Source organism: Hydrogenophaga pseudoflava, assembly GCF_031020795.1.
Classification (GTDB): Bacteria; Pseudomonadota; Gammaproteobacteria; order Burkholderiales; family Burkholderiaceae_C; genus Hydrogenophaga; species Hydrogenophaga pseudoflava_A.
The window spans coordinates 467641-486756 of sequence record NZ_JAVHJP010000002.1; the positions used below are offsets into that span (position 1 = coordinate 467641).

17 protein-coding genes are annotated in these 19116 nt (G+C 69.4%); 7 read left to right on the plus strand and 10 right to left on the minus strand.

Annotation, left to right across the window (positions count from 1 at the left end):
• Nucleotides 1-29 precede the first annotated feature (29 nt).
• Nucleotides 30-1367 carry a phosphoglucosamine mutase gene (gene glmM / locus RCO38_RS07955; protein ID WP_308327759.1) on the plus strand — a complete coding sequence of 446 codons (1338 nt, stop codon included), beginning with the start codon at nt 30-32 and terminating at the stop codon, nt 1365-1367.
• On the plus strand, nt 1367-1855 hold the full coding sequence (locus RCO38_RS07960) for a GNAT family N-acetyltransferase (protein ID WP_308327760.1): 489 nt from the start codon (nt 1367-1369) through the stop codon (nt 1853-1855). Before glmM ends, RCO38_RS07960 begins: the two co-directional genes overlap by 1 nt.
• A gap of 4 nt (nt 1856-1859) precedes the next feature.
• On the opposite strand, the gene RCO38_RS07965 is transcribed toward RCO38_RS07960, so the two are convergent.
• The 9 genes from RCO38_RS07965 to RCO38_RS08005 all read right to left on the minus strand — a co-directional run bounded on the left by RCO38_RS07965 (nt 1860) and on the right by RCO38_RS08005 (nt 10525).
• A complete protein-coding gene (locus RCO38_RS07965; protein WP_308327761.1) occupies nt 1860-3062 on the minus strand; it encodes an exo-beta-N-acetylmuramidase NamZ family protein in 1203 nt (400 codons plus the stop codon).
• A 28-nt stretch (nt 3063-3090) separates the two neighbouring features.
• Nucleotides 3091-3663 (minus strand): DOMON-like domain-containing protein, encoded by a 573-nt coding sequence (locus RCO38_RS07970; RefSeq protein WP_308327762.1) that lies wholly within the window; start codon nt 3661-3663, stop codon nt 3091-3093.
• Nucleotides 3663-4097, minus strand: a complete 435-nt coding sequence (locus tag RCO38_RS07975; RefSeq protein WP_308327763.1) for a hypothetical protein — start codon at nt 4095-4097, stop codon at nt 3663-3665. The genes RCO38_RS07970 and RCO38_RS07975 overlap by 1 nt, the downstream gene beginning before the upstream one ends.
• Nucleotides 4098-4184: 87 nt before the next feature.
• The gene (gene arsB, locus RCO38_RS07980) at nt 4185-5225 is read right to left on the minus strand and encodes an ACR3 family arsenite efflux transporter (RefSeq protein WP_308327764.1); all 1041 of its coding nucleotides are present in this window, start codon (nt 5223-5225) and stop codon (nt 4185-4187) included.
• A 5-nt stretch (nt 5226-5230) separates the two neighbouring features.
• Nucleotides 5231-5731 carry an arsenate reductase ArsC gene (locus tag RCO38_RS07985; protein WP_308327765.1) on the minus strand — a complete coding sequence of 167 codons (501 nt, stop codon included), beginning with the start codon at nt 5729-5731 and terminating at the stop codon, nt 5231-5233.
• Between the two features lie 21 nt (nt 5732-5752).
• A complete protein-coding gene (locus tag RCO38_RS07990) occupies nt 5753-7033 on the minus strand; it encodes a hypothetical protein (RefSeq protein ID WP_308327766.1) in 1281 nt (426 codons plus the stop codon).
• Nucleotides 7030-7380 carry an ArsR/SmtB family transcription factor gene (locus RCO38_RS07995; protein WP_308327767.1) on the minus strand — a complete coding sequence of 117 codons (351 nt, stop codon included), beginning with the start codon at nt 7378-7380 and terminating at the stop codon, nt 7030-7032. Before RCO38_RS07995 ends, RCO38_RS07990 begins: the two co-directional genes overlap by 4 nt.
• Nucleotides 7381-7442: 62 nt before the next feature.
• Complete coding sequence (gene ppk2 / locus RCO38_RS08000; protein WP_308327768.1) at nt 7443-8354, minus strand: polyphosphate kinase 2; 912 nt, start codon at nt 8352-8354, stop codon at nt 7443-7445.
• Nucleotides 8355-8365: 11 nt separating this feature from the next.
• Nucleotides 8366-10525 (minus strand): PhoX family protein, encoded by a 2160-nt coding sequence (locus RCO38_RS08005; protein WP_308327769.1) that lies wholly within the window; start codon nt 10523-10525, stop codon nt 8366-8368.
• Between the two features lie 224 nt (nt 10526-10749).
• On the opposite strand from RCO38_RS08005, the gene RCO38_RS08010 reads away from it, so the two are divergent.
• Genes RCO38_RS08010 through RCO38_RS08030 form a run of 5 tightly spaced genes read left to right on the plus strand, consistent with a single transcriptional unit; the run spans nt 10750 to nt 16144 of the window.
• Nucleotides 10750-11607, plus strand: a complete 858-nt coding sequence (locus RCO38_RS08010; RefSeq protein ID WP_308328072.1) for a GNAT family N-acetyltransferase — start codon at nt 10750-10752, stop codon at nt 11605-11607.
• A 2-nt stretch (nt 11608-11609) separates the two neighbouring features.
• Nucleotides 11610-12518 carry a UDP-2,3-diacylglucosamine diphosphatase gene (locus RCO38_RS08015; RefSeq protein WP_308327770.1) on the plus strand — a complete coding sequence of 303 codons (909 nt, stop codon included), beginning with the start codon at nt 11610-11612 and terminating at the stop codon, nt 12516-12518.
• Nucleotides 12515-13588 (plus strand): glycosyltransferase family 4 protein, encoded by a 1074-nt coding sequence (locus RCO38_RS08020; protein ID WP_308327771.1) that lies wholly within the window; start codon nt 12515-12517, stop codon nt 13586-13588. The genes RCO38_RS08015 and RCO38_RS08020 overlap by 4 nt, the downstream gene beginning before the upstream one ends.
• Nucleotides 13585-15657: a polyphosphate kinase 1 gene (gene ppk1 / locus RCO38_RS08025; protein ID WP_308327772.1), complete on the plus strand. Its 2073-nt coding sequence runs from the start codon at nt 13585-13587 to the stop codon at nt 15655-15657. The genes RCO38_RS08020 and ppk1 overlap by 4 nt, the downstream gene beginning before the upstream one ends.
• 4 nt (nt 15658-15661) lie before the next feature.
• Nucleotides 15662-16144, plus strand: a complete 483-nt coding sequence (locus RCO38_RS08030) for a SixA phosphatase family protein (protein WP_308327773.1) — start codon at nt 15662-15664, stop codon at nt 16142-16144.
• A 19-nt stretch (nt 16145-16163) separates the two neighbouring features.
• On the opposite strand, the gene RCO38_RS08035 is transcribed toward RCO38_RS08030, so the two are convergent.
• Nucleotides 16164-19115, minus strand: a complete 2952-nt coding sequence (locus tag RCO38_RS08035) for a hybrid sensor histidine kinase/response regulator (protein ID WP_308327774.1) — start codon at nt 19113-19115, stop codon at nt 16164-16166.
• Nucleotide 19116: the final 1 nt, after the last annotated feature.

The following is a 19116-nucleotide window of genomic DNA, read 5'->3' on the forward strand; positions in this document are numbered from 1 at the left end:
GCTCGGTCCTGCCGCCTAAAATCCCGCGCATGACGCGCAAATACTTCGGCACCGACGGCATCCGTGGCACGGTCGGTCAGGCCCCGATCACTCCCGACTTCGTTCTCAAGCTGGCCCACGCCGTAGGGCGCGTGCTCCGGCGCAGCGAGGAGCACCCCACGGTGCTGATCGGCAAGGACACCCGCATCTCCGGCTACATGCTGGAGTCGGCGCTGGAGTCGGGCTTCAACTCGGCGGGGGTCGACGTGGTGCTGCTGGGCCCGGTGCCCACGCCGGCGGTGGCCTACCTGACCCGCGCTCAGCGTGCCAGCCTGGGGGTGGTTATCTCCGCCAGCCACAACCCGTTTGGCGACAACGGCATCAAGTTCTTCAGCGCCCAGGGCAACAAGCTGTCTGACGAGTGGGAGCAGGCTGTGGAGGCCGAGCTGGAGAAAGACCCGGTCTGGGCCGACTCGCGCAACCTGGGCAAGGCGCGCCGCATGGACGACGCGGCCGGCCGCTACATCGAGTTCTGCAAGAGCACCTTTCCCAACGACCTGACGCTCAAGGGCCTGAAGATCGTGGTGGACGCCGCCCACGGCGCGGCTTACCAGATCGCACCCGCCGTGTTCCACGAGCTGGGTGCGGAGGTGGTGCGCATCGGCTGCGCGCCCGACGGCCTGAACATCAACCACGAGGTGGGCGCGACCCACCCGCAGGCGCTGGTGGCCGCGGTGCAGGCGACCGGCGCCGACTACGGCGTGGCGCTGGACGGCGACGCCGACCGGCTGCAGCTGGTGGACGCCAGCGGGCGCCTGTTCAACGGCGATGAGCTGCTGTACCTGATCACGGCCGACCGCATCGCGCGCGACTTCGACGTGCCCGGCGTGGTCGGCACGCTGATGACCAACATGGCGGTCGAGATGGCGTTCCGCAACAAGGGTGTGAAGTTCGTGCGCGCGAGGGTCGGTGACCGCTACGTGCTTGAGGAGCTCGAGAGCCACGGATGGATCCTGGGTGGAGAGGGCTCGGGCCACCTGCTGGTGCTCGACAAACACACCACCGGCGACGGCCTGGTGTCCGCTCTGCAGGTGCTGCAGGCCTGCGCCGGCAGTGGCCAGACCATGGCGCAGCTGCTGGCCGATGTGACGCTGTTCCCGCAGACGCTGATCAATGTGCGGCTGCAGCCCGGCCAGGAAGACTGGAAAAACAATGCGATGCTGGCCGAGGAGACGAAAGCGGTCGAGGCCGAACTCGGCGACACGGGGCGCGTGCTGATCCGCGCCAGCGGCACCGAGCCGCTGCTGCGGGTGATGGTCGAGGCGCGCGATGCCGCACAGGCCCAGGCCTGTGCCGAACGGCTGGTGTCCGCGGTGAAGGCGCTCTGATGGCGGCCGCGTTTTCCGTGCGCCGAGCCGACTACGGTCGTGCTTCCGATGCCGCCGCGCTGGTGATGTTGCTGGACGCGTACGCCAGCGACCCGGCGGGCGGCGGTGATCCGCTGTCCGACTTCGTCAAGGCCAATCTGGCCCGTGAACTCGCTGCCCGCCCGCAGGCCTACAGCGTGCTGGCCTTCGACGGCGAGCAGCCGGTGGGCCTGGTCAACTGCATCGAGGGGTTTTCCTCGTTCAAGTGCAAGCCGCTGGTCAACGTGCACGACGTGGCCGTGCTGGCCAGCCACCGGGGCCGCGGCATCGCCGAGGCGATGCTGGCCGAGGCCGAGCGCATTGCCGTGGAGCGTGGCGCGGTGAAGATGACGCTGGAGGTGCTCTCGGGCAATGAGCCGGCGGTGAAGCTCTACCGGCGCATCGGCTACGAGGGCTACCAGCTGGACCCGGCGATGGGCACGGCCAGCTTCATGCAGAAGTGGCTGTGACGGCTCAGTAGAGCAGGAACGGGCGGCGGGTTTCGATCCAGGCCGCCTCGTCGGGCGCCGCGACTGCTTCCAGGTCACCCGCCGTGGCGTTCATGTCGTCCACCCATTCGCGCAGCGCCGGCCCTCCGTTGATCAGGTCGATGGCCAGGCGGTCGCGCTCGTATTCGTAGGGGAAATCGCGCCAGAGCGGGTAGTCGAAGGCCTGCTCGCGCACGGCCTTGAAGGCCAGGGCCTGCAGGCGCCAGGGGCGGAAGGCGGCGTGGTCGTGGTGCTGCGGGTCCTCGACGTGGATCTGCACGCCGGCACAGAGTTTGCCCACGTGTTTGTGGAAGGTCGGCTCGAACCAGCATTCGCGCAACCGGCAGCCGGCCAGCCACTGGGGGGCGATGCGGCGCATGTCGGCCAGCAGGCGGGTGGTGTCGAGGTCCGGCGCGCCGAAGAGCTCCAGCGGGCGCGTGGTGCCGCGGCCTTCGCTCAGCGTGGTGCCTTCGAGCATCACGGTGCCGGCGTAGGCGCGCGCCATCCAGAGGTTGGCGGCGTTGGGGCTGGGGTTGACCCAGGTTCGTTCGAGCGGCCAGCCAAAGCCTGGGCCTTTGTCGGGCTGCCACCCCTCCATGGTGATGACGCGGTACTCCACGTCGAGCTTGAGCAGGTCGATGAACCAGTGGCCGAGCTCGCCCATGGTCATGCCGTGGCGCATCGGCATCGGGCCGGCGCCGACGAAGCTCTCCCAGCCTTCGCGCAGCAGCGTGCCTTCCACCGGGCGGCCGGCGGGGTTGGGACGATCCAGCACCCAGACCGTCTTGCGGTGTTGCGCCGCTGCTTCGAGCACGTAGCGCAGCGTGGTGATGAAGGTGTAGATGCGGCAGCCCAGGTCCTGCAGGTCCACCAGCAGCACGTCGAACGTGTCCATCATGGCGTCGGTCGGGCGCCGCACCTCGCCGTACAGGCTGAACACCGGGATGCCCAGCGCCGGGTCGGTGAAATCGGGCGACTCGACCATGTTGTCCTGCTTGTCGCCGCGCAGGCCGTGTTGCGGGCCAAAGGCGGCGGTCAGCTTCACGTCGGGCAAGGCGGCCAGGGCGTCGAGCGAATGGGTCAGGTCGCGCGTGACCGAGGCCGGGTGGGCGAGCAGGGCGACGCGGCGGCCGGCCAGCGGGGCGCGCAGCGCGGGGTCTTCAAGGAATCGTTCGAGGCCGAATTTCATGCGGACGGAGGGCGGGAGGAGACGGAGGCTAGGCCAGACGGTGGGTCCAGCCGGCACTGTGGTGGAAGTCGGGCCGGTCGGCGCTCGGGTGCTGCAGCGCCCAGTGGCTGAGCTCGCCATCGACGGTTTCGATCACGGCGGTCAGGCCGATGGCGGTCGGTCGTGCGGGCAGCAGGGTGCCCGGCAGCCAGGCCTGCAGCACCAGCGACCGGTGGGCGCGTTCGGTGGTGATGGTGGGGCCAACGGCCGGCGGCGCATCGCCGGGCAGGCGCTGGCGCTCGGCGTCGAAGCGGTAGACCGCCCACTGCCCCGACGGTGAAAGGTTGAACTCGTGGTAACCAGGCCCGTCGCCGTCCTGCACGAAGGCCTCCAGGCAGGTGTGGCGCCAGAGCCCGTCGGCGGCGCCCGCGGCGGGAGACGGAAGGGCCAGCGCGCCGATGTCGCCCTCCAGCCGGTAGCGCAGCAGCCAGCCCGGCCCGTCGTCGGAGCCCACCGGGGCCAGCGACACCGAGACGCTCATGCCCGCAGGCCCCCGTTCGCTGGGGTGGACCAGCAGGGGCAGCGGGGCTGCGGGCAGACCGTCGGATGAAGCGCTGGACATCAGGGTTTGTAGCACTGGCCGGCGGCGTCGACGTCCATGCGCAGCAGCTGCTTTTTGCCGTTGAACACGCCGCCCGCGCTGTAGGTCAGGCAGCCTTCGCCGCGGTAGTGGGTGACGATGCGCTGGCCGTCGGCGCCGAAGTAGAAGGGAATCCAGTTCTTGCCGGTGGTGTGGTTGTAGAGCTGGTCGGGTTCACCGATCAGCTTGTAGACCTGCTCCAGCTCCATGCCGATCTTCACCTTGGCGAAGCGGCTCTCGGGTGCGGGCGTGCCGCGGACTTCGCCGTCGAAACTGTTGTCATAGGAGCGCACGACCCGCACGTTGCCGTCCGCGGCATCCGCCTTGGGGGCGGGCTGTTCCAGCGAGATGCTGGAGCAGCCCATCAGCACGAGGGTTGCAGTGCCCAGGGTCAGGGCCAGCCGTGAAGAGGACATGGGAACTCCTTGATGCGTGATCGGTGCAGCATGGCGGAGCCCCTGTGGGGACGACCGCTTCGCTGCGGACGATTGTAGTGAGCGGTGTCAGTGCGAGGGGGTGGCGCCCAGAGGCGCCGGGCCACGCTGACGGCGGTTCAGGAACGCCACCAGCGACAGCATCACCGGCACCTCCACCAGCACGCCCACCACGGTGGCCAGGGCCGCGCCCGAGTGCAGGCCGAAGAGGGAAATCGCCACCGCGACCGCCAGCTCGAAGAAGTTGGAGGTGCCGATCAGGCAGGCCGGCGCGGCGATGTCGTGCGGCAGTTTCAGCCAGCGCGCCCCCAGGCAACCGATGGCAAAGATGCCGTAGGTCTGTATCAGCAGCGGGATGGCGATCAGGCCGATCACCGCCGGTTGGGCGACGATGGTTTCGGCCTGGAAGCCGAACAGCAGTACCACGGTGGCGATCAGCCCGACCACCGACCATGGCTTGAGCCGCTTCACGAAAGCGCCCACGGCCGCCTCGCCACCGCGCGCCAGCCACGCGCGCCGCGTCAGCACGCCGGCCACGAGGGGCAGCACCACATACAGCACGGTGGACAGCAGCAGGGTCTGCCACGGCACGGTGAGGTCGGTCACGCCCAGCAGGAAGGCGGCGATGGGCGCGAAGGCGACCACCATGATCAGGTCGTTCACCGACACCTGCACCAGGGTGTAGTTGGGGTCGCCCTTGGTGAGCTGGCTCCACACGAACACCATGGCGGTGCAGGGCGCCACACCCAGCAGGATCATGCCGGCGATGTACTCGCTGGCCGATTGCGGATCGACCCAGCCGGCGAACAGATGACGGAAGAACAGCACGCCCAGTGCCGCCATGGTGAAGGGCTTGATGAGCCAGTTGATGACCACGGTGAGCAGCAGGCCCTGGGGCTTCTTGCCGACGTCGCGCACGGCGGCGAAGTCGATCTGGATCATCATCGGATAGATCATCACCCAGATGAGCACAGCGACGATCAGGTTGACGTGCGCGAACTCGACGGCGGCGATGGCGGCGAAGGTGGCGGGCGTGAGCAGGCCCAGGCCGACCCCGGCGAGGATGCCCAGGCCGACCCAGACGCTGAGGTAGCGTTCAAACAGTCCCATGGTGGTCAGCCTTTCTGCGCCAGCTCGCGCGCGGTCTGCTGGAGGCGCAACCGGTCCACGCCGCTGGCCGGCAGGCTGATCAGCAACTCGAGCCGGCGGCGGATCGCCAGCAGGGTCTGCTTGAAGGCGTCCAGGCGTTCTTCATCGGAACCCGTCACGTTCGACGGGTCGGGGTAGCCCCAGTGGGCGGTGGCCGGCTGGCCGGGCCAGAACGGGCAGGCCTCGCCGGCGGCGTTGTCACAGACTGTGATGACGAGGTCCATGGCCGGCGCGTCGGGCTGCGCGAAAACATCCCAGCTCTTGCTGGAGAGACCCTCGGTGGCGATGCCCGCGTCCTGCAGTGCGCGCAGGGCCAGCGGGTTGGGCTGCTGGTTCTCGCGCGGGCTGCTGCCGGCGGAAAAGCCGCGGAAGCGCTGCTCGCCGCCGACACGGCCGAGGTGGTTGAGCGCGGCTTCGGCCAGGATGGAGCGGGCGGAGTTGTGGGTGCAGAGAAAGAGGACGTTCATGGTGGAGGAGTCGATGGAGTGTCAGAGGGCTCGGGGCAGCACCACCACGGGCGAGAAACCGCCGCCCTCGGTGCGGAAGTTGGTGGTCTGGCCGGCCCAGGTGCGCGCGGCCAGCAGCTGCACCTGGCCGCGGTAGGTGTAGGCGCGCAGGTCCAGCTTGAGCCGGACGGTCTGGCCGTCCACCGAGACCAGCCGTTCGCTGGGTGGCACGGTGGTCTGGGCGACGTAGTCGCCGGCCAGGATCTCGTCCCACACGCGCCGGGTGAGCTTGTCGCCGCGGTAGGCCGCGCGGGCACCGAAGCCGGCCGCGGGTTTGAAGAACAGCGTGCGCCGCTGCGCCCAGAGCGCCTCGGCGTGTTCGGTCGTGACGCGCTGCGTGGCGGGCACGACCCGGCGCAGCAGGGCACGGTCCGCTTCGTCCACGCCCCAGCTGTCGAGCAGTGCCGCATCGGACAGGGCGATCAGGTTGCGTTTGTCGGCGTACAGCGCGTGGGTGCGCGGGTGCGGCGTGACCACGGCGGCGCCGGCCAGGTAGGCCTGCTGCAGTGCCTTGTGCGCGCCGTCCTGCAGGTAGAAGTCGGTCAGGCGGTTGTAGACCAGGTCGACCGGCGTGCCGGCGGGCAGGGCGGGGTGCCAGAGCGCGCCATCGCGCCACTGGAGCTCGCGCGGGTCGGCGACTACGGCGGTCAGGCCGTGCGCGGCGAAGAGCGCGCGCGCCATCTGGAACTCGGGCGCCAGGTACTGCGCGTCGGGCGCATCGTCCACGATCAGCACCGTGCGCAGCGGTGCCTCACCGCGCTGCGCCCGCCATTCGGCGCGGAACATGTCCACAAAGACCTCGTCCAGTTGCCGCAGGGTGTCCTGCGGGTCGAACACCTGCTGGAACGACTCGCAGCAGGCGCGGTGCGCGCGTGCCAGGGCGGCGTTGAGCAAGGCGCCGCCGGCGTTGCTGTTGATTTCGATCAGGCGCGGCCCGTCGTCGGCGAGGTGGAAGTCATAGCCCATGAAGACACCGGCGGGGCCATGGTCCAGGGCGGCGATCTGCGGCGCGCGGTCCAGCGCCTGCTGCCGCCAGGCGGGCAGGGCGATCACGCGTTCCAGCGCCGCCACCGCGTCGGTGATCTGGTCCATCACGCTCGCGTCGAGGAACACCGCCGAGCGCGAGAACAGGTGCGGGTGGCTCTCGGCCAGGCGGGCGGTCAGTCCGGCCAGCGCGGGTTCGGTCTCCAGCTGCTCGCGCAGGCGGGGCGTGTCCAGCGTCTGGCAGGCGCAGCCGAGGTTCAGCGCGTCGGCGAGGTTCATGCCGGGTCTCCGCAGTCGGTGCAGGCCGAAGGCGCCACCTCGCAGGGCTGTCCGCCGCAGCAGTGTTCGGTCAGGTAACCCAGCAGGGCGTTCATGCGGTCGAAGTGGGCGCGGTAGATCAGGTGGCGGCCCTGCGGTTCGGCGCTCACCAGATCGGCGTGCACCAGTTCCTTGAGATGGAACGACAGCGAACTGGGCGCGACACCCAGGCGCTCGGCGATGGCGCCCGGCGTCAGGCCCGCCGGGCCGGCCACCACCAGCTCGCGGAAGGCGCGCAGACGCACGACCTGGGACAGGGCGGTGAGGGCGCTCAGGGCCTGTTGCTCGGCGGGTGTTTTTGTTTCCATATTTCAATGATAGTTGAAATGTAGGAATGAAAACACGCCGCTGGTCGCGGCGTGTGCGGTGGTCAGTACACCGTCGGGACCATCATGTCGGCCGGCACCGCCTGGCGCTTGTAGTCCTCGTGGCGCTCGCGCTGGGGCAGCACGATGGCCGGGCGCTCAATCTCGTGGTAGGGCATCTGGCCCAGCAGGTGGTGGATGCAGTTCAGACGAGCCTTCTTCTTGTCGTCGGCCTGCACCACCCACCAGGGCGACTCGGGGATGTGGGTGCGCTCCAGCATCACCTCCTTGGCCTTGGTGTAGAGCTCCCAGCGGCGGCGCGATTCCAGGTCCATCGGGCTGAGCTTCCACTGCTTGAGCGGGTCGTGGATGCGGCCCATGAAGCGCAGGTGCTGCTCTTCGTCGGAGATCGAGAACCAGTACTTGATGAGCTGGATGCCGTTGCGCACCAGCATCTTCTCGAACTCGGGCACGTCGCGGAAGAAGGCCTCGTACTGCTCGTCGCTGCAGAAGCCCATGACCTTCTCGACGCCGGCGCGGTTGTACCAGCTGCGGTCCAGCAGCACGATCTCGCCGCCGGCCGGGAGGTGCGTCACGTAGCGCTGGAAGTACCACTGCGTGCGCTCGCGGTCGTTGGGCGCGGGCAGCGCGACCACGCGGCAGACCCGCGGGTTCAGCCGCTGGGTGATGCGCTTGATCACGCCGCCCTTGCCCGCGGCGTCGCGGCCCTCGAAGATGATCACGACCCGGTGCCCGGTCGCGACCACCCAGTCCTGCAGCTTGACCAGCTCACCCTGCAGCCGGAACAGCTCGCGGAAGTAGTGGATGCGGCTGGACGCGTTTGAGCCGGGTCGCCCAGCGTCCTCGCCCAGGCGGTCCTCCATCTCCAGCTCGAACTCCTCGTCCAGCGAGTCGAGCAGGTCCTCGCGCAGCTGCGCGATCTGCTGGTCTGTCCGGAGCGCCGTGTCGCCGTTCATGCTGCCGCCCATCAGCTGCCGATCACGCCGCCATCGTTCTTGGTGATGACGATGGTGGCCGAGCGCGGGCGCTGGCCGGCGCCGTAGCCGGCGTTGGCAGGCCACTGGCTGGTGTATTTGGACGGATCGGCCACGTCGGCCATCTTGGTGCCTTCGCCCGGGTGCTGGATGTTGATGAACACCGCACGGCCGTCGGCGGTCTCGCACCAGCCGGTGATCTCGCAGTCCTTGGGGCCGACGAGGAAGCGTGCCAGCGTGGACGGCGTCGGGGTCTTGCCCACGTAGGTGGTGACTTCCTTGTCGCCATGCTTGATGGTGCGGGCACCGCCGTCGCCCTGCTTGCCGGGGATGGCGGCCAGCATCATGCAGTTGGTCTTGTCGGTGTAGGCGCCGTCGTCGGTCTGGATCCAGCAGATGCCGGTGGCCGGGCTGAACACCAGGCCGTCGGGCGAGGACATGTCGTTCTCGTCGGTCAGGTTCGACAGGTTCACGCTGGCCTTGTCGGCATCGGCTTCCGAGCCGAACACATAGATGTCCCACTTGAACGTCAGGCCGGCGGGCGAGGCGTCGGCCAGGCGCGCGATATGGCCATGCACGTTGCCCTTCTGCTCCTTGCCGGCCTTGAGGTCGGTGTAGACGCGCGGGTTGGCGGCGTCGGCGGTGGCCACGGTGCGGGCGCTGTTGTTGGTCAGCGTGAAGTAGACGTCGCCGGTGCGCGGGTGCACGCCGTTCCATTCCGGGCGGTCCATCTTGGTGGCGCCCACCGCGTCGGCGGCCAGGCGGGTGAAGATGGCCACGTCGGCATTGCTCTTGAACTCGAAGTAGGAGCTGTTGGCGATCTGCGGGTTGTTCATCGACAGTTCCAGCCACTGGCCGGTGCCGTCGCCCTTGAAGCGGGCGGCGTACAGGGTGCCCTTGTCCAGGTACTTGTCACCGGCGGCCAGGCGGTTGGCCGGCTCGGCGTCCTTCGGGTCCCACTTGGCCTCGGAGACGAACTTGTAGATGTACTCGCCACGGGCGTCGTCGCCCATGTAGGCCACGATGGGCTGTCCGGCCACCGGCCTGGCGAAGGCCACGCTCTCGTGGGCAAAACGGCCCAGGCCGGTGCGCTTGCGCATCGGGGCGGCGGTGTCGTAAGCGTCCACCTCGACCACATAGCCGAAGGTGTTCATCTCGTTGCGGTAGTCGTCCTTGGCCGAGGCGCCGATGGCGCTGTTGTTCCAGCGCGCGAAGCGGTCGTCGCTGCCACCGCTCTCCCAGCCGTGGCGGCTGGCGGCGCCGGCGTTGCGGCCGTAGCGCTTGAGCGCCTGGACCTGCTTGTCCTTCTTGCGCGCGTCGTCGTCCTTGGCGTCGCGGAAGAAGTAGCCGAACCAGTTTTCTTCACCGCTGACGAAGGTGCCCCAGGGCGTCTTGCCGGTGCCGCAGTTGTTGAGGGTGCCGCGGCAGGCGGTGGCGTCGGCGCTGTACTTGGTGACCAGGTGCTCGCTGCCACGGGCCGGGCCGTGGACGACGGCCGGCGTCATGGTGGTGATGCGGCGGTTGAACGGCGAGGCGGCCTTGTAGGCCCAGCGCTTGCCGTCGGTCTGCACCTCGACGAAGGACAGGCCGTGAATGGCCAGCTCCTTGTCGATCTCGGCGGCGGGGCGGGGCAGGGTGGCGGTGCCGCCGTTGGCGTGGATGAAGAAGGAGGCCAGCTTCTCGTCGGTGGTGGCTTCGTGGTTCACGCCCAGGATGCCGCGGCTGTTGTAGCCGGCCGAGGGTTTGCCCGAGGCGTCCAGCCCGAACCACTCCATGCCGTCGTGGTGGTCACCGGCGCGCTGTTCGAACTGGGTGTCGGTGCCGTCGTTCTTGAACGGGGCCACGCCCGCGGCCAGCGGGTCGCCCAGCGCGTAGATCACCTGGGCGGTGTAGCCCTCGGGCACCAGCACCTTGTCGGCGGTGCTCTTGGGCACGGCCTTGAAGCCCAGGCGGTCGAGCTGGGTGGCGCTGCCGCTGCCCATGGTGGTGGCGCAGCCGGTGACGGACGCAGCGCCCACGGCCGCACCCGCCAGCCCCGCGCCGCGGAACAGGCTGCGGCGGCTCAGGCGGGTTTCCAGGATCTCTTCGAAGGCCGGGTTGCTGGTGGTGTTCGACGCCTCGTTGTTGAAGTGCGATTCGGTTTTGTGGCTCATGTCGCTTCCGCGTGGGTTGATGGAAAACGCGTGGAGTCTCTGCGGGGGGTGTGAAAGTTTGATGACGTTTGTGTGGCGGTTCGCGGCGCCGTGGTGCGCCGTCAAAAAAGTTTCATCGGCATGCCACGCGAGGGACATGCCGAGGAGGGAGCATCGTGGCCATGAGCAACCGAACCATCCATCCTGCGTCCGCTGTGGACGCCATCCTCACCCAGGAGCCCACCATGCGAGAACTGCCCACCCCGACGCTGGACCTGTCGCCGCTGCCCGACTTCCGGAGGTCACTTCACCCCCGCACGGACGCGCCCGCTGCGGTGGTGGTCCCCGGTGCGGTGGTCCAGGCACCGGCCGGCATCGACGTCGGCTGGGCGCGGCACCTGGACGAGGTTCGTGAGGCGCAGCGCCTGAGGTACGAGGTGTTCGCCGGCGAGATGGGGGCCATCCTCTCCAACGCCGTGCCGGGCCACGACGTCGACCTGTTCGACGACTATTGCGAGCACCTGCTGGTCCGCGACGGTGCCACGCGCAAGGTGATCGGTACCTACCGCGTGCTCACGCCCCAGCAGGCCAAGCGCGCCGGCAGCACCTACAGCGACACCGAGTTCGACTTGGTGCGCCTGCGCCCGCTGCGCGAGAGCATGGTGGAGCTGGGCCGCAGCTGCGTGCACCGCGACCACCGCCAGGGCGGCGTGATCATGGCCCTGTGGGGCGCGCTGGCGGCCTTCATGCAGCGCAACCGGCTGGACACCATGATCGGCTGCGCCAGCATCCCCATGCAGTACGAGGGCCCTCACGGCATGATCGGCGGCGGCCACGCGGCGGCCAGCATCTGGCGCCAGGTGAAGGACAAGCACATGGCCCCGATCGACTGCCACGTGCGGCCCCGGCTGCCGCTGCCGGTGGAACGGCTGGACAGCACGCTGGAGGTGGAGCCGCCGGCGCTGATCAAGGGCTATCTGCGCCTGGGTGCCAAGGTCATGGGCCCGCCGGCCTGGGACCCGGATTTCAACGCGGCCGACCTGCCGATGATCATGCGCATCGCCGAGATGCCGGCGCGGTACCGGCGCCACTTCGGGGTGTGAACATGGCACCCCCTCGCGCCGCCTTCGGCGTCACCCCCCCAGGGGGGCGGAGCCTGTGGCCCGGCATAGCCGGTTCCACGGCTCCACTGGATGAGGGCGCTGCTCCGGCTGCGCCGTCGTTGCGGGCTGTGTTCATTTCGGACATTCATCTGGGCACACCGGGTTGTCAGGCTGACGCGCTGCTCGACTTTCTCAAGCACCACCCCAGCGACACGCTGTACCTGGTGGGCGACATCGTCGACGGCTGGCAGATGCGGCGGCGCTGGTTCTGGCCGCAGTCGCACAACGACGTGGTGCAGAAGCTGCTGCGCCGCGCGCGCAAAGGCTGCCGGGTGGTGTTCGTGCCGGGCAACCACGACGAGTTCGCGCGCCAGTTCGACGGCATGCACTTCGGCGGCATCGAGGTGGCCAACGAGGCGGTGCACACCACCGCCGACGGCCGCCACCTCTGGGTGGTCCACGGCGACCACTTCGACGGCGTGATCCAGTGCGCCAAGTGGCTGGCCCATGTGGGCGACTGGGCTTACGGTGTGACGCTCGAGCTCAACCGCCACTTCAACCGAATCCGCCACAAGCTGGGCCTGCCGTACTGGTCGCTCTCGCAGTACCTCAAGCACAAGGTCAAGCGCGCGGTCAGCCACGTGAACGACTTCGAGCGCGCCGTGGCGGCCGAGGCGCGCGAGCGCGGCTACCACGGCGTGGTCTGCGGCCACATCCACCGGCCCGAGATGCGCGTCATCGACGGCACGCTGTATGCCAACGACGGCGACTGGGTCGAGAGCCTCTCGGCCCTGGTCGAACACCGCGATGGCCGGCTGGAGCTGGTGCACTGGCACCCGATGGGGCACGGCGGCCTGACCCTGCCGCTGAAGGAACCACAAGCCCACCCGGGAGTCCTTGCTCCCGCATGAAAATCCTGCTGGTGACCGACGCCTGGCAGCCGCAGGTCAATGGCGTGGTCACCACGCTGGTGGAACTGGTCCGCCACCTGCAGGGCGCCGGCCATCTGGTGACGGTGATCCATCCCGGGCAGTTCCGCACCCGGCCCTGCCCGGGCTACCCGGGCATCGAGCTGGCGCTGTTCCCGGGGGCGCGGCTGCGCCGGCTGATGGACGAGGCCATGCCCGACGCCATCCACATCGCCACCGAAGGCCCGCTGGGCTGGGCGGCGCGTCGCCATTGCCTGCGCCACGGCTGGCCCTTCACCACCGCCTTCCACACCCGCTTTCCCGAGATGCTGCAGTTGACCCTGGGCGTGCCGCTGACCTGGGGCTACGCGCTGCTGCGGCGCTTCCACCGGCCCAGCCGAGGGGTGATGGTGCCGACCGCCGGGGTGCGCCACCTGCTGGAGCAGCGCGGCTTTGGCAATCTCCGCGACTGGACGCATGGTGTGGACACCCGGCTGTTCAGCTTCCATGCCGAACCGCGCGAATGCGCGGGGCTGGGTCATCTGGCGCGGCCCGTGAGTCTGTTCGTCGGCCGTCTCTCGCACGAAAAAAACATCCAGGCCTTTCTGGACCTGGACGTCCCGGGCAGCAAGGTGGTGTGTGGCGTCGGGCCGCTGGAGCAGGCGCTGCGCGACCGCTACCCCGGCGTGCACTGGGTGGGGTTGCTGGCGCGGCGTGAGCTGGCCGAGGTGTACGCCGCGGCCGACGTGTTCGTGTTCCCCAGCCTGCACGAGACCTTCGGACTGGTCATGCTCGAAGCCATGGCCAGCGGCCTGCCCGTGGCCGCCTTTCCCGTCGACGGTCCGCTGGAGGTGATCGGCGACTCGCCGGCTGGCGCGATGCACACCGACCTGCGCCAGGCCTGGTCGCAGGCGCTGCGGGTGCGCCGTCACCTCGCCCGGCGGCGCGCACAGGATTTCGGCTGGGAGCGGGTGGCCGCACTGTTCCTCTCCCATCTGGTGCGGCTGCCCGATCAGCGACGGCCGTCTTGTCACACAACCGTCATCGGACGGTCGAATAATCGTCACCGATGAACCCGCCCACCCCCAGCCCCAGCCTGACCCTTCTCGACCGGGACCACAGCATCCTGGCTTTCAACGAGCGCGTGCTGGACTGGGCGCGGCGCGAGCAGGTGCCGCTGCTGGAGCGCCTGCGCTACCTGTGCATCGTCTCCAGCAACCTCGACGAGTTTTTCGAGGTGCGCATGGCGCCGCAGCTGGCGGCCTTCAAGTCCAACGAACCGCGCGGCGCGCAGACCGCCGACGGCTACGTGCGCCTGAGCGCCCAGCTGCATGAGCTGGTGGCGCAGCAGTACGCGATCTACAACGACGAGCTGCTGCCGCTGCTGCAGAAGCAGGGCATCGAACTGGTCTCGCACGGCGAGCGCGACGCGGCCCAGCGGCGCTGGGTCAAGGCCTGGTTCGAGCGCGAGGTGCAGCCGCTGCTGATGCCAGTGGGCCTCGACCCGGCGCACCCGTTTCCGCAGGTGGCCAACAAGTCGCTGAACTTCATCGTGCGCCTCAAGGGCCGCGACGCCTTCGGGCGCGAAAACGAGATTGCCATCGTCAAGGTGCCGCGCGTGCTGCCGCGCTACGTGCGCATGCCCGGCCCCAAGGGTTCGAAGAAAGCGGTCTTCGTGTCCATCTCCAGCCTGATCCGCTCCCACCTGTCCGACCTGTTTCCGGGCCGGCAGGTGACGGAGTTCTCGCAGTTCCGCGTCACCCGGCACTCCGACCTCGCGGTCGACGAGGAAGAGGTGAAGAACCTGCGCACCGCCCTGCGCGTGGGCCTGCAGCACCGCCACTATGGCGAGGCGCTGCGACTGGAAGTTTCGGCCGGCTGCTCAGAGTTCCTTTCGGGTTTCCTGCTGGAGCAGTTTGCCCTGCCGCCGCAGGCGCTGTTCCGCGTGCCCGGGCCGGTGAACCTGGTGCGCCTGAACCAGCTGATCGACCAGGTCGACCATCCGATGCTGCGGTTCGAGCAGCACACGCCCGGATGGCCGGTCCAGCTGCAGCTGGGCCAGTCGTTCTTCGAGCGGCTGCAGCAGGGCGACGTGCTGATCCACCAGCCCTACGAAAGCTTCGACGCGGTGCTGGCCTTCCTGCGGGAGGCGGTGGACGACCCGGACGTGCTGGCCATCAAGCAGACCATCTACCGCACCGGCCACAAGGCCGAGATGATCGAGCTGCTGCGCGAAGCCGTGCGGCGCGGCAAGGAAGTGACGGCGGTGGTCGAGCTCAAGGCGCGCTTCGACGAAGAGGCCAACATCAATTACGCAGAGCGCCTGGAGTCGGTTGGCGCCCAGGTGGTCTACGGTGTGGTGGGCCTCAAGACGCACGCCAAGATGCTGCTGGTCACGCGCCGCGAGGGCGGGGTGCTGCGGCGCTACGGCCACCTGTCCACCGGCAACTACAACCCCGGCACGGCGCGCCTGTACACCGACCTGAGCTACCTCACCGCGGACCAGGCCCTCACCGCGGACATGGAACAGGTGTTCCTGCACCTGGCCAGCCAGAGCCGCCTGCCGCGCCTGCAGAGTGCGCTGATCGCGCCCTTCCAGCTGCACAAGGCCATGCTGGAGCGGGTCGAACGGGCAGGGTTGGCGGCCCAGTCGGGCCGGGAATCGCGCATCATCCTCAAAATGAACGCCCTGACCGACGAACCCATGGCCCGTGCGCTGGCCCTCGCGTCACAGCGCGGCGCCTCGATCGACCTGATCGTGCGCGGTGCCTGCATCCTGCCGGCGCAGGTGCCGGGCGTGACCGACCGGGTGCGCGTGCGCTCGGTGATCGGTCGCCTGCTGGAGCATTCGCGGGTGTTCTACTTCCGCGTCGACGACGAAGAGGAACTCTGGCTCTCCAGCGCCGACTGGATGAACCGCAACATGCTGCGCCGGGTCGAACTGGCGTGGCCGGTGACCGACCCGGCGCTGCGCCAGCGCGTCAAGGACGAGTGCCTGTCGGCCTACCTGCACGACACGCGCGACGCCTGGCTGCTGCAGCCGGACGGCGACTACACCCGAGCCAGCGACAGCGTCGACGGTCCGGGCCTGTCGGCCCAGTCGGCGCTGATGGCCCGCTACGGCCACCGTTCCCAGGAGTGACACCATGGACCTCATCCTCTGGCGCCACGCCGAAGCCCAGGACCACCCCTATGGCGAACAGGGCGGGCAGGGCGACCCGCTGGACCTGGAGCGGCGCCTGACGCCGCGCGGTGAGAAGCAGGCCAGCCGCATGGCCGCCTGGCTCGACCGGCAGCTGCCGGACGGCGCCAAGGTGTATGTGAGTCCCGCCGAACGCGCCCGCCAGACCGCCCATGCGCTGGGCCGCAAGCTGCGTGTGCGCGATGAATTGCTGCCCGGGGCCGACCCGGCCGCCGTGCTGGCGCTGGCCGGTTGGCCCGAGGGCCGCGGCCCGGTGCTCGTGATCGGGCACCAGCCGACGCTGGGCCAGGTGATCGCCCAGCTGCTGAACCTGCCCGAGGGCGAGTGCACCATGCGCAAGGGCTCGGTCTGGTGGCTGCGCCAGCGCGAGCGCAACGGCCGCATGCAGACCGTGATCGTGGCGGTGCAGACGCCGGAACTGGTCTGACCGCAGGAGGCCGGCCGCCTCAGGCGCGGGCCAGGGCCTCGCGCGTGCCCTGCACCACCTGTTCGAGCTGTCCGTCATTGGCAAACACCGCCGGGTCTTCGGCGTGGGAGCGCGCTTCCAGCGCCTCACACACCTGCGCCAGCCGCGCGGCGCAGGTGTTGAGCGCAGCGCCCTTGAGCTGGTGCGCGGCATTGCCCAGCGCTTCGTGGTCGCGCGCGGCCATGGCCCGGCGGATGTCGTCCATGCGCGTGTCCAGCTCGGCCAGGAAGTCCTGCACGATGGCGCCGCGGACCTTGCCCGCGCCGTTGTCGAACTCGCCCAGCATGGTCCAGCGCTCGATGTTGATCCAGGGCGCTGCGAGCCGGGCCGGGGCGCTGTCTGCGACGCCGTGGCCGGTGTCGGAGCCGGCCGGCGTGTGGTCGATCCAGCGCTGCAAGGCCTGGCCCAGGGCGTGCAGTTCCAGCGGCTTGGCCAGGTAGTCGGACATGCCCGCCTCCAGGCAGCGGATGCGGTCGTTGGGAAGGCTCGATGCGGACACGCCCAGCACGATCGGTGCGGCCGGCCCGAGGCGCTCGCGCATCTGGCGCGTGGTCGCGGCGCCGTCCATCTCGGGCATGTGGCTGTCCATCAGCACCAGGGCGTAGGGCCGGTGCTCGCGCAGCGCCTGCTCCACCGCTTCGACCGCGCGCAGGCCGTTGTCGCGCAGGTCGTGCGGGTAGCCCAGCCGGTGCAACATGGCGGAGGCGACCTTGAGGTTGGTCAGGTTGTCGTCCACGACCAGCAACCGGTGCGGGCTGCGCGCCAGCTGCAGCGTGGGCACCAGCGGCGCCACGATGTCCTCGGCCCGCGCGGGGCGGGCCTGGACGGTGAACGAGAAGGTCGAGCCCACGCCGGTCTGGCTGTGCACCTGGATGCGGCCGCCCATGCGCTCGACCAGGTGGCGGCAGATCATCAGGCCCAGGCCGGTGCCGCCGTAGACGCGAGCGGTGGAGGTGTCGCCCTGCGAGAAGGGTTGGAACAGCTCGCCCAGCCGCTGCGGCGAGATGCCGACGCCGGTGTCGCTGACGCTGAAGCCCAGGGTCAGCGGATCGCCTGCCTGCTCGACCCAGACCCGCAGGCAGACCTCGCCGTGGTGGGTGAACTTCACCGCGTTGGACAGCAGGTTGAGCAGCACCTGGCGCAGGCGGGTGATGTCGCTGACGATGGCCCGCGGCACGTCCGGGCGCAGGTCGACGCGCAGCGCCAGCCCCTTTTCCTGGCAGCGCAGCCGCGAGATGTCGCACACGCCCTGGATCGCGGCGTGCAGGTCCATCGGCAGGTGTTCCAGGGCCAGCTTGCCCGACTCGATCTTGGAGAAGTCCAGGATGTCGTCGACCACGGCCAGCAACTGCTCGCTGGAGACCTTGAGCACGCCCAGCAGCTCCTTCTGCGACGGCGTCAGTCCGGTGTCGGTCAGCAGCTGGCTCATGCCGACCACCCCGTTGAGCGGTGTGCGGATCTCGTGGCTCATCACCGCCAGAAAGCCCGCCTTCGCCCGCACGGCGGCCAGCGCTTCCTCGCGCGAGGTGGCGAGCTCGGCGGTGCGCAGGCGCACGCGCTCCTCCAGCAGCAGGGTGGCGTCGCGCAGCGCCTTGTTCTTGCGCTTGATGGCCCGGTTGTAGGCGTGCAGCTTGAGCGCGCTGTCGTGCATCACGCGCGAGAGGTGGTGGACTTCCTTGAACGGGGCCTTGTCCAGCACCGCCGGCACCTGGCCGGAGCCGAGCTGGGTGGCGGACTTGTTGAGCAGCTGGAACTGGGCCGACAGGCGCCGGGCGACCAGGAAGGCCGCCAGGGCGCCGACACCGATGAGCGCGGCCATGGCCAGCAGCGCCCACTGGCGGGCCTGGAGCACTTGCGCGGTGAAGTCCTCTTCCGGCGCCACCACCACCAGTTGCCAGTCCAGCTGGTACTTGGCCCCGAAGGGCCGCTGCAGCGCGATCAGGCGGTTGCTGGTCAGGCCCAGGCGCTGCAGCCAGTCGCGTTCGGTCTCCAGCCGGACCAGGCCGGGCTGGCGCCGCGAGCCTTGGCGGTCGGCGGCGAACAGCTGCGCGTAGGACTCGCGCACCAGCGGCTCGCGGCTTTGCAGCGGTGTGATGCGCTGGTGGCGGCCGTTGACCAGCTCGCTGAGCTCTTCGTCCACCGAAGACGCCACCATGCGGCCCTGGCCGTCGACCAGGTAGGTCACCGCGTGCTCGCTGATGCGCGTGCTGCGGATCAGCTCGGTCAGGCGCGCCAGGCTCATGTCCACCGCCATCACGCCCAGCAGCGTGCGGCCGTCGGCGTCGAAGATCGGCTGCGCCAGCGTCAGGTCGAACTGGCTCTTGACCGCCGAGCGGTAGACGTCGGTGAACACGCGCTTGCCGGTGCTGGCGGCCAGCTGGTACCAGGGGCGCTTGCGCGGGTCGTAGACGGTTTCTTCTGTTCTGACCAGGCGGCTGCGGTCACCCGGTTCGCTGATCTCGTAGTGGCGCCGCCCCGGCTCGCCGGGCAGGATTTCGCGCACCACGAACCGACCTTCCTCGCGTTCGAGGCCGAAGAAGCTGCCGTCGGTGGTCCCGAAATAGAGGTAGGGCACATTGGGCGACTGCTGCGTCAGCGCGTAGGCCATCAGCTCGAAGGCGGCCGGGTCGCGCAGCCAGTTGCGCGTGCGCTCGGCCTCCGCGCCGCTGGTGGGCACCGGCGGCACCAGCGCGTTGACCACAGTGTGGGACTCGCCCAGGTGGGCCAGCGCGCCCACGTCCACCCGGTGGGCAGCCTGGCTGATCGCGTTCTCGGCCAGGGTGTCGATGGACTGCGAGCTGTTGGACGACAGCAGCCAGGACACCAGCACCGCCGGTATGAGCGCCGACAGCACCAGCGCCGCAATCAGCGCCGGACCGACCGAGAGGCGCCGCCGGCGGGCGGCCGGCGCGGGGGTGTCGCGGTCGGCCATG

What these genes read in the sequence shown, in the direction of transcription:
- ppk1 (WP_308327772.1), top strand. Translation starts at nt 13,585, where the DNA reads ATGAACCCGCCCACCCCCAGCCCCAGCCTGACCCTTCTCGACCGGGAC.
- RCO38_RS08020 (WP_308327771.1), top strand. Translation starts at nt 12,515, where the DNA reads ATGAAAATCCTGCTGGTGACCGACGCCTGGCAGCCGCAGGTCAATGGC.
- RCO38_RS07960 (WP_308327760.1), top strand. Translation starts at nt 1,367, where the DNA reads ATGGCGGCCGCGTTTTCCGTGCGCCGAGCCGACTACGGTCGTGCTTCC.
- RCO38_RS07995 (WP_308327767.1), bottom strand. Translation starts at nt 7,380, where the DNA reads ATGGAAACAAAAACACCCGCCGAGCAACAGGCCCTGAGCGCCCTCACC.
- RCO38_RS08005 (WP_308327769.1), bottom strand. Translation starts at nt 10,525, where the DNA reads ATGAGCCACAAAACCGAATCGCACTTCAACAACGAGGCGTCGAACACC.
- RCO38_RS08035 (WP_308327774.1), bottom strand. Translation starts at nt 19,115, where the DNA reads ATGGCCGACCGCGACACCCCCGCGCCGGCCGCCCGCCGGCGGCGCCTC.
- RCO38_RS08030 (WP_308327773.1), top strand. Translation starts at nt 15,662, where the DNA reads ATGGACCTCATCCTCTGGCGCCACGCCGAAGCCCAGGACCACCCCTAT.
- RCO38_RS07965 (WP_308327761.1), bottom strand. Translation starts at nt 3,062, where the DNA reads ATGAAATTCGGCCTCGAACGATTCCTTGAAGACCCCGCGCTGCGCGCC.
- arsB (WP_308327764.1), bottom strand. Translation starts at nt 5,225, where the DNA reads ATGGGACTGTTTGAACGCTACCTCAGCGTCTGGGTCGGCCTGGGCATC.
- RCO38_RS07990 (WP_308327766.1), bottom strand. Translation starts at nt 7,033, where the DNA reads ATGAACCTCGCCGACGCGCTGAACCTCGGCTGCGCCTGCCAGACGCTG.
- glmM (WP_308327759.1), top strand. Translation starts at nt 30, where the DNA reads ATGACGCGCAAATACTTCGGCACCGACGGCATCCGTGGCACGGTCGGT.
- RCO38_RS07975 (WP_308327763.1), bottom strand. Translation starts at nt 4,097, where the DNA reads ATGTCCTCTTCACGGCTGGCCCTGACCCTGGGCACTGCAACCCTCGTG.
- RCO38_RS08010 (WP_308328072.1), top strand. Translation starts at nt 10,750, where the DNA reads ATGCGAGAACTGCCCACCCCGACGCTGGACCTGTCGCCGCTGCCCGAC.
- RCO38_RS07970 (WP_308327762.1), bottom strand. Translation starts at nt 3,663, where the DNA reads ATGTCCAGCGCTTCATCCGACGGTCTGCCCGCAGCCCCGCTGCCCCTG.
- RCO38_RS08015 (WP_308327770.1), top strand. Translation starts at nt 11,610, where the DNA reads ATGGCACCCCCTCGCGCCGCCTTCGGCGTCACCCCCCCAGGGGGGCGG.
- ppk2 (WP_308327768.1), bottom strand. Translation starts at nt 8,354, where the DNA reads ATGAACGGCGACACGGCGCTCCGGACAGACCAGCAGATCGCGCAGCTG.
- RCO38_RS07985 (WP_308327765.1), bottom strand. Translation starts at nt 5,731, where the DNA reads ATGAACGTCCTCTTTCTCTGCACCCACAACTCCGCCCGCTCCATCCTG.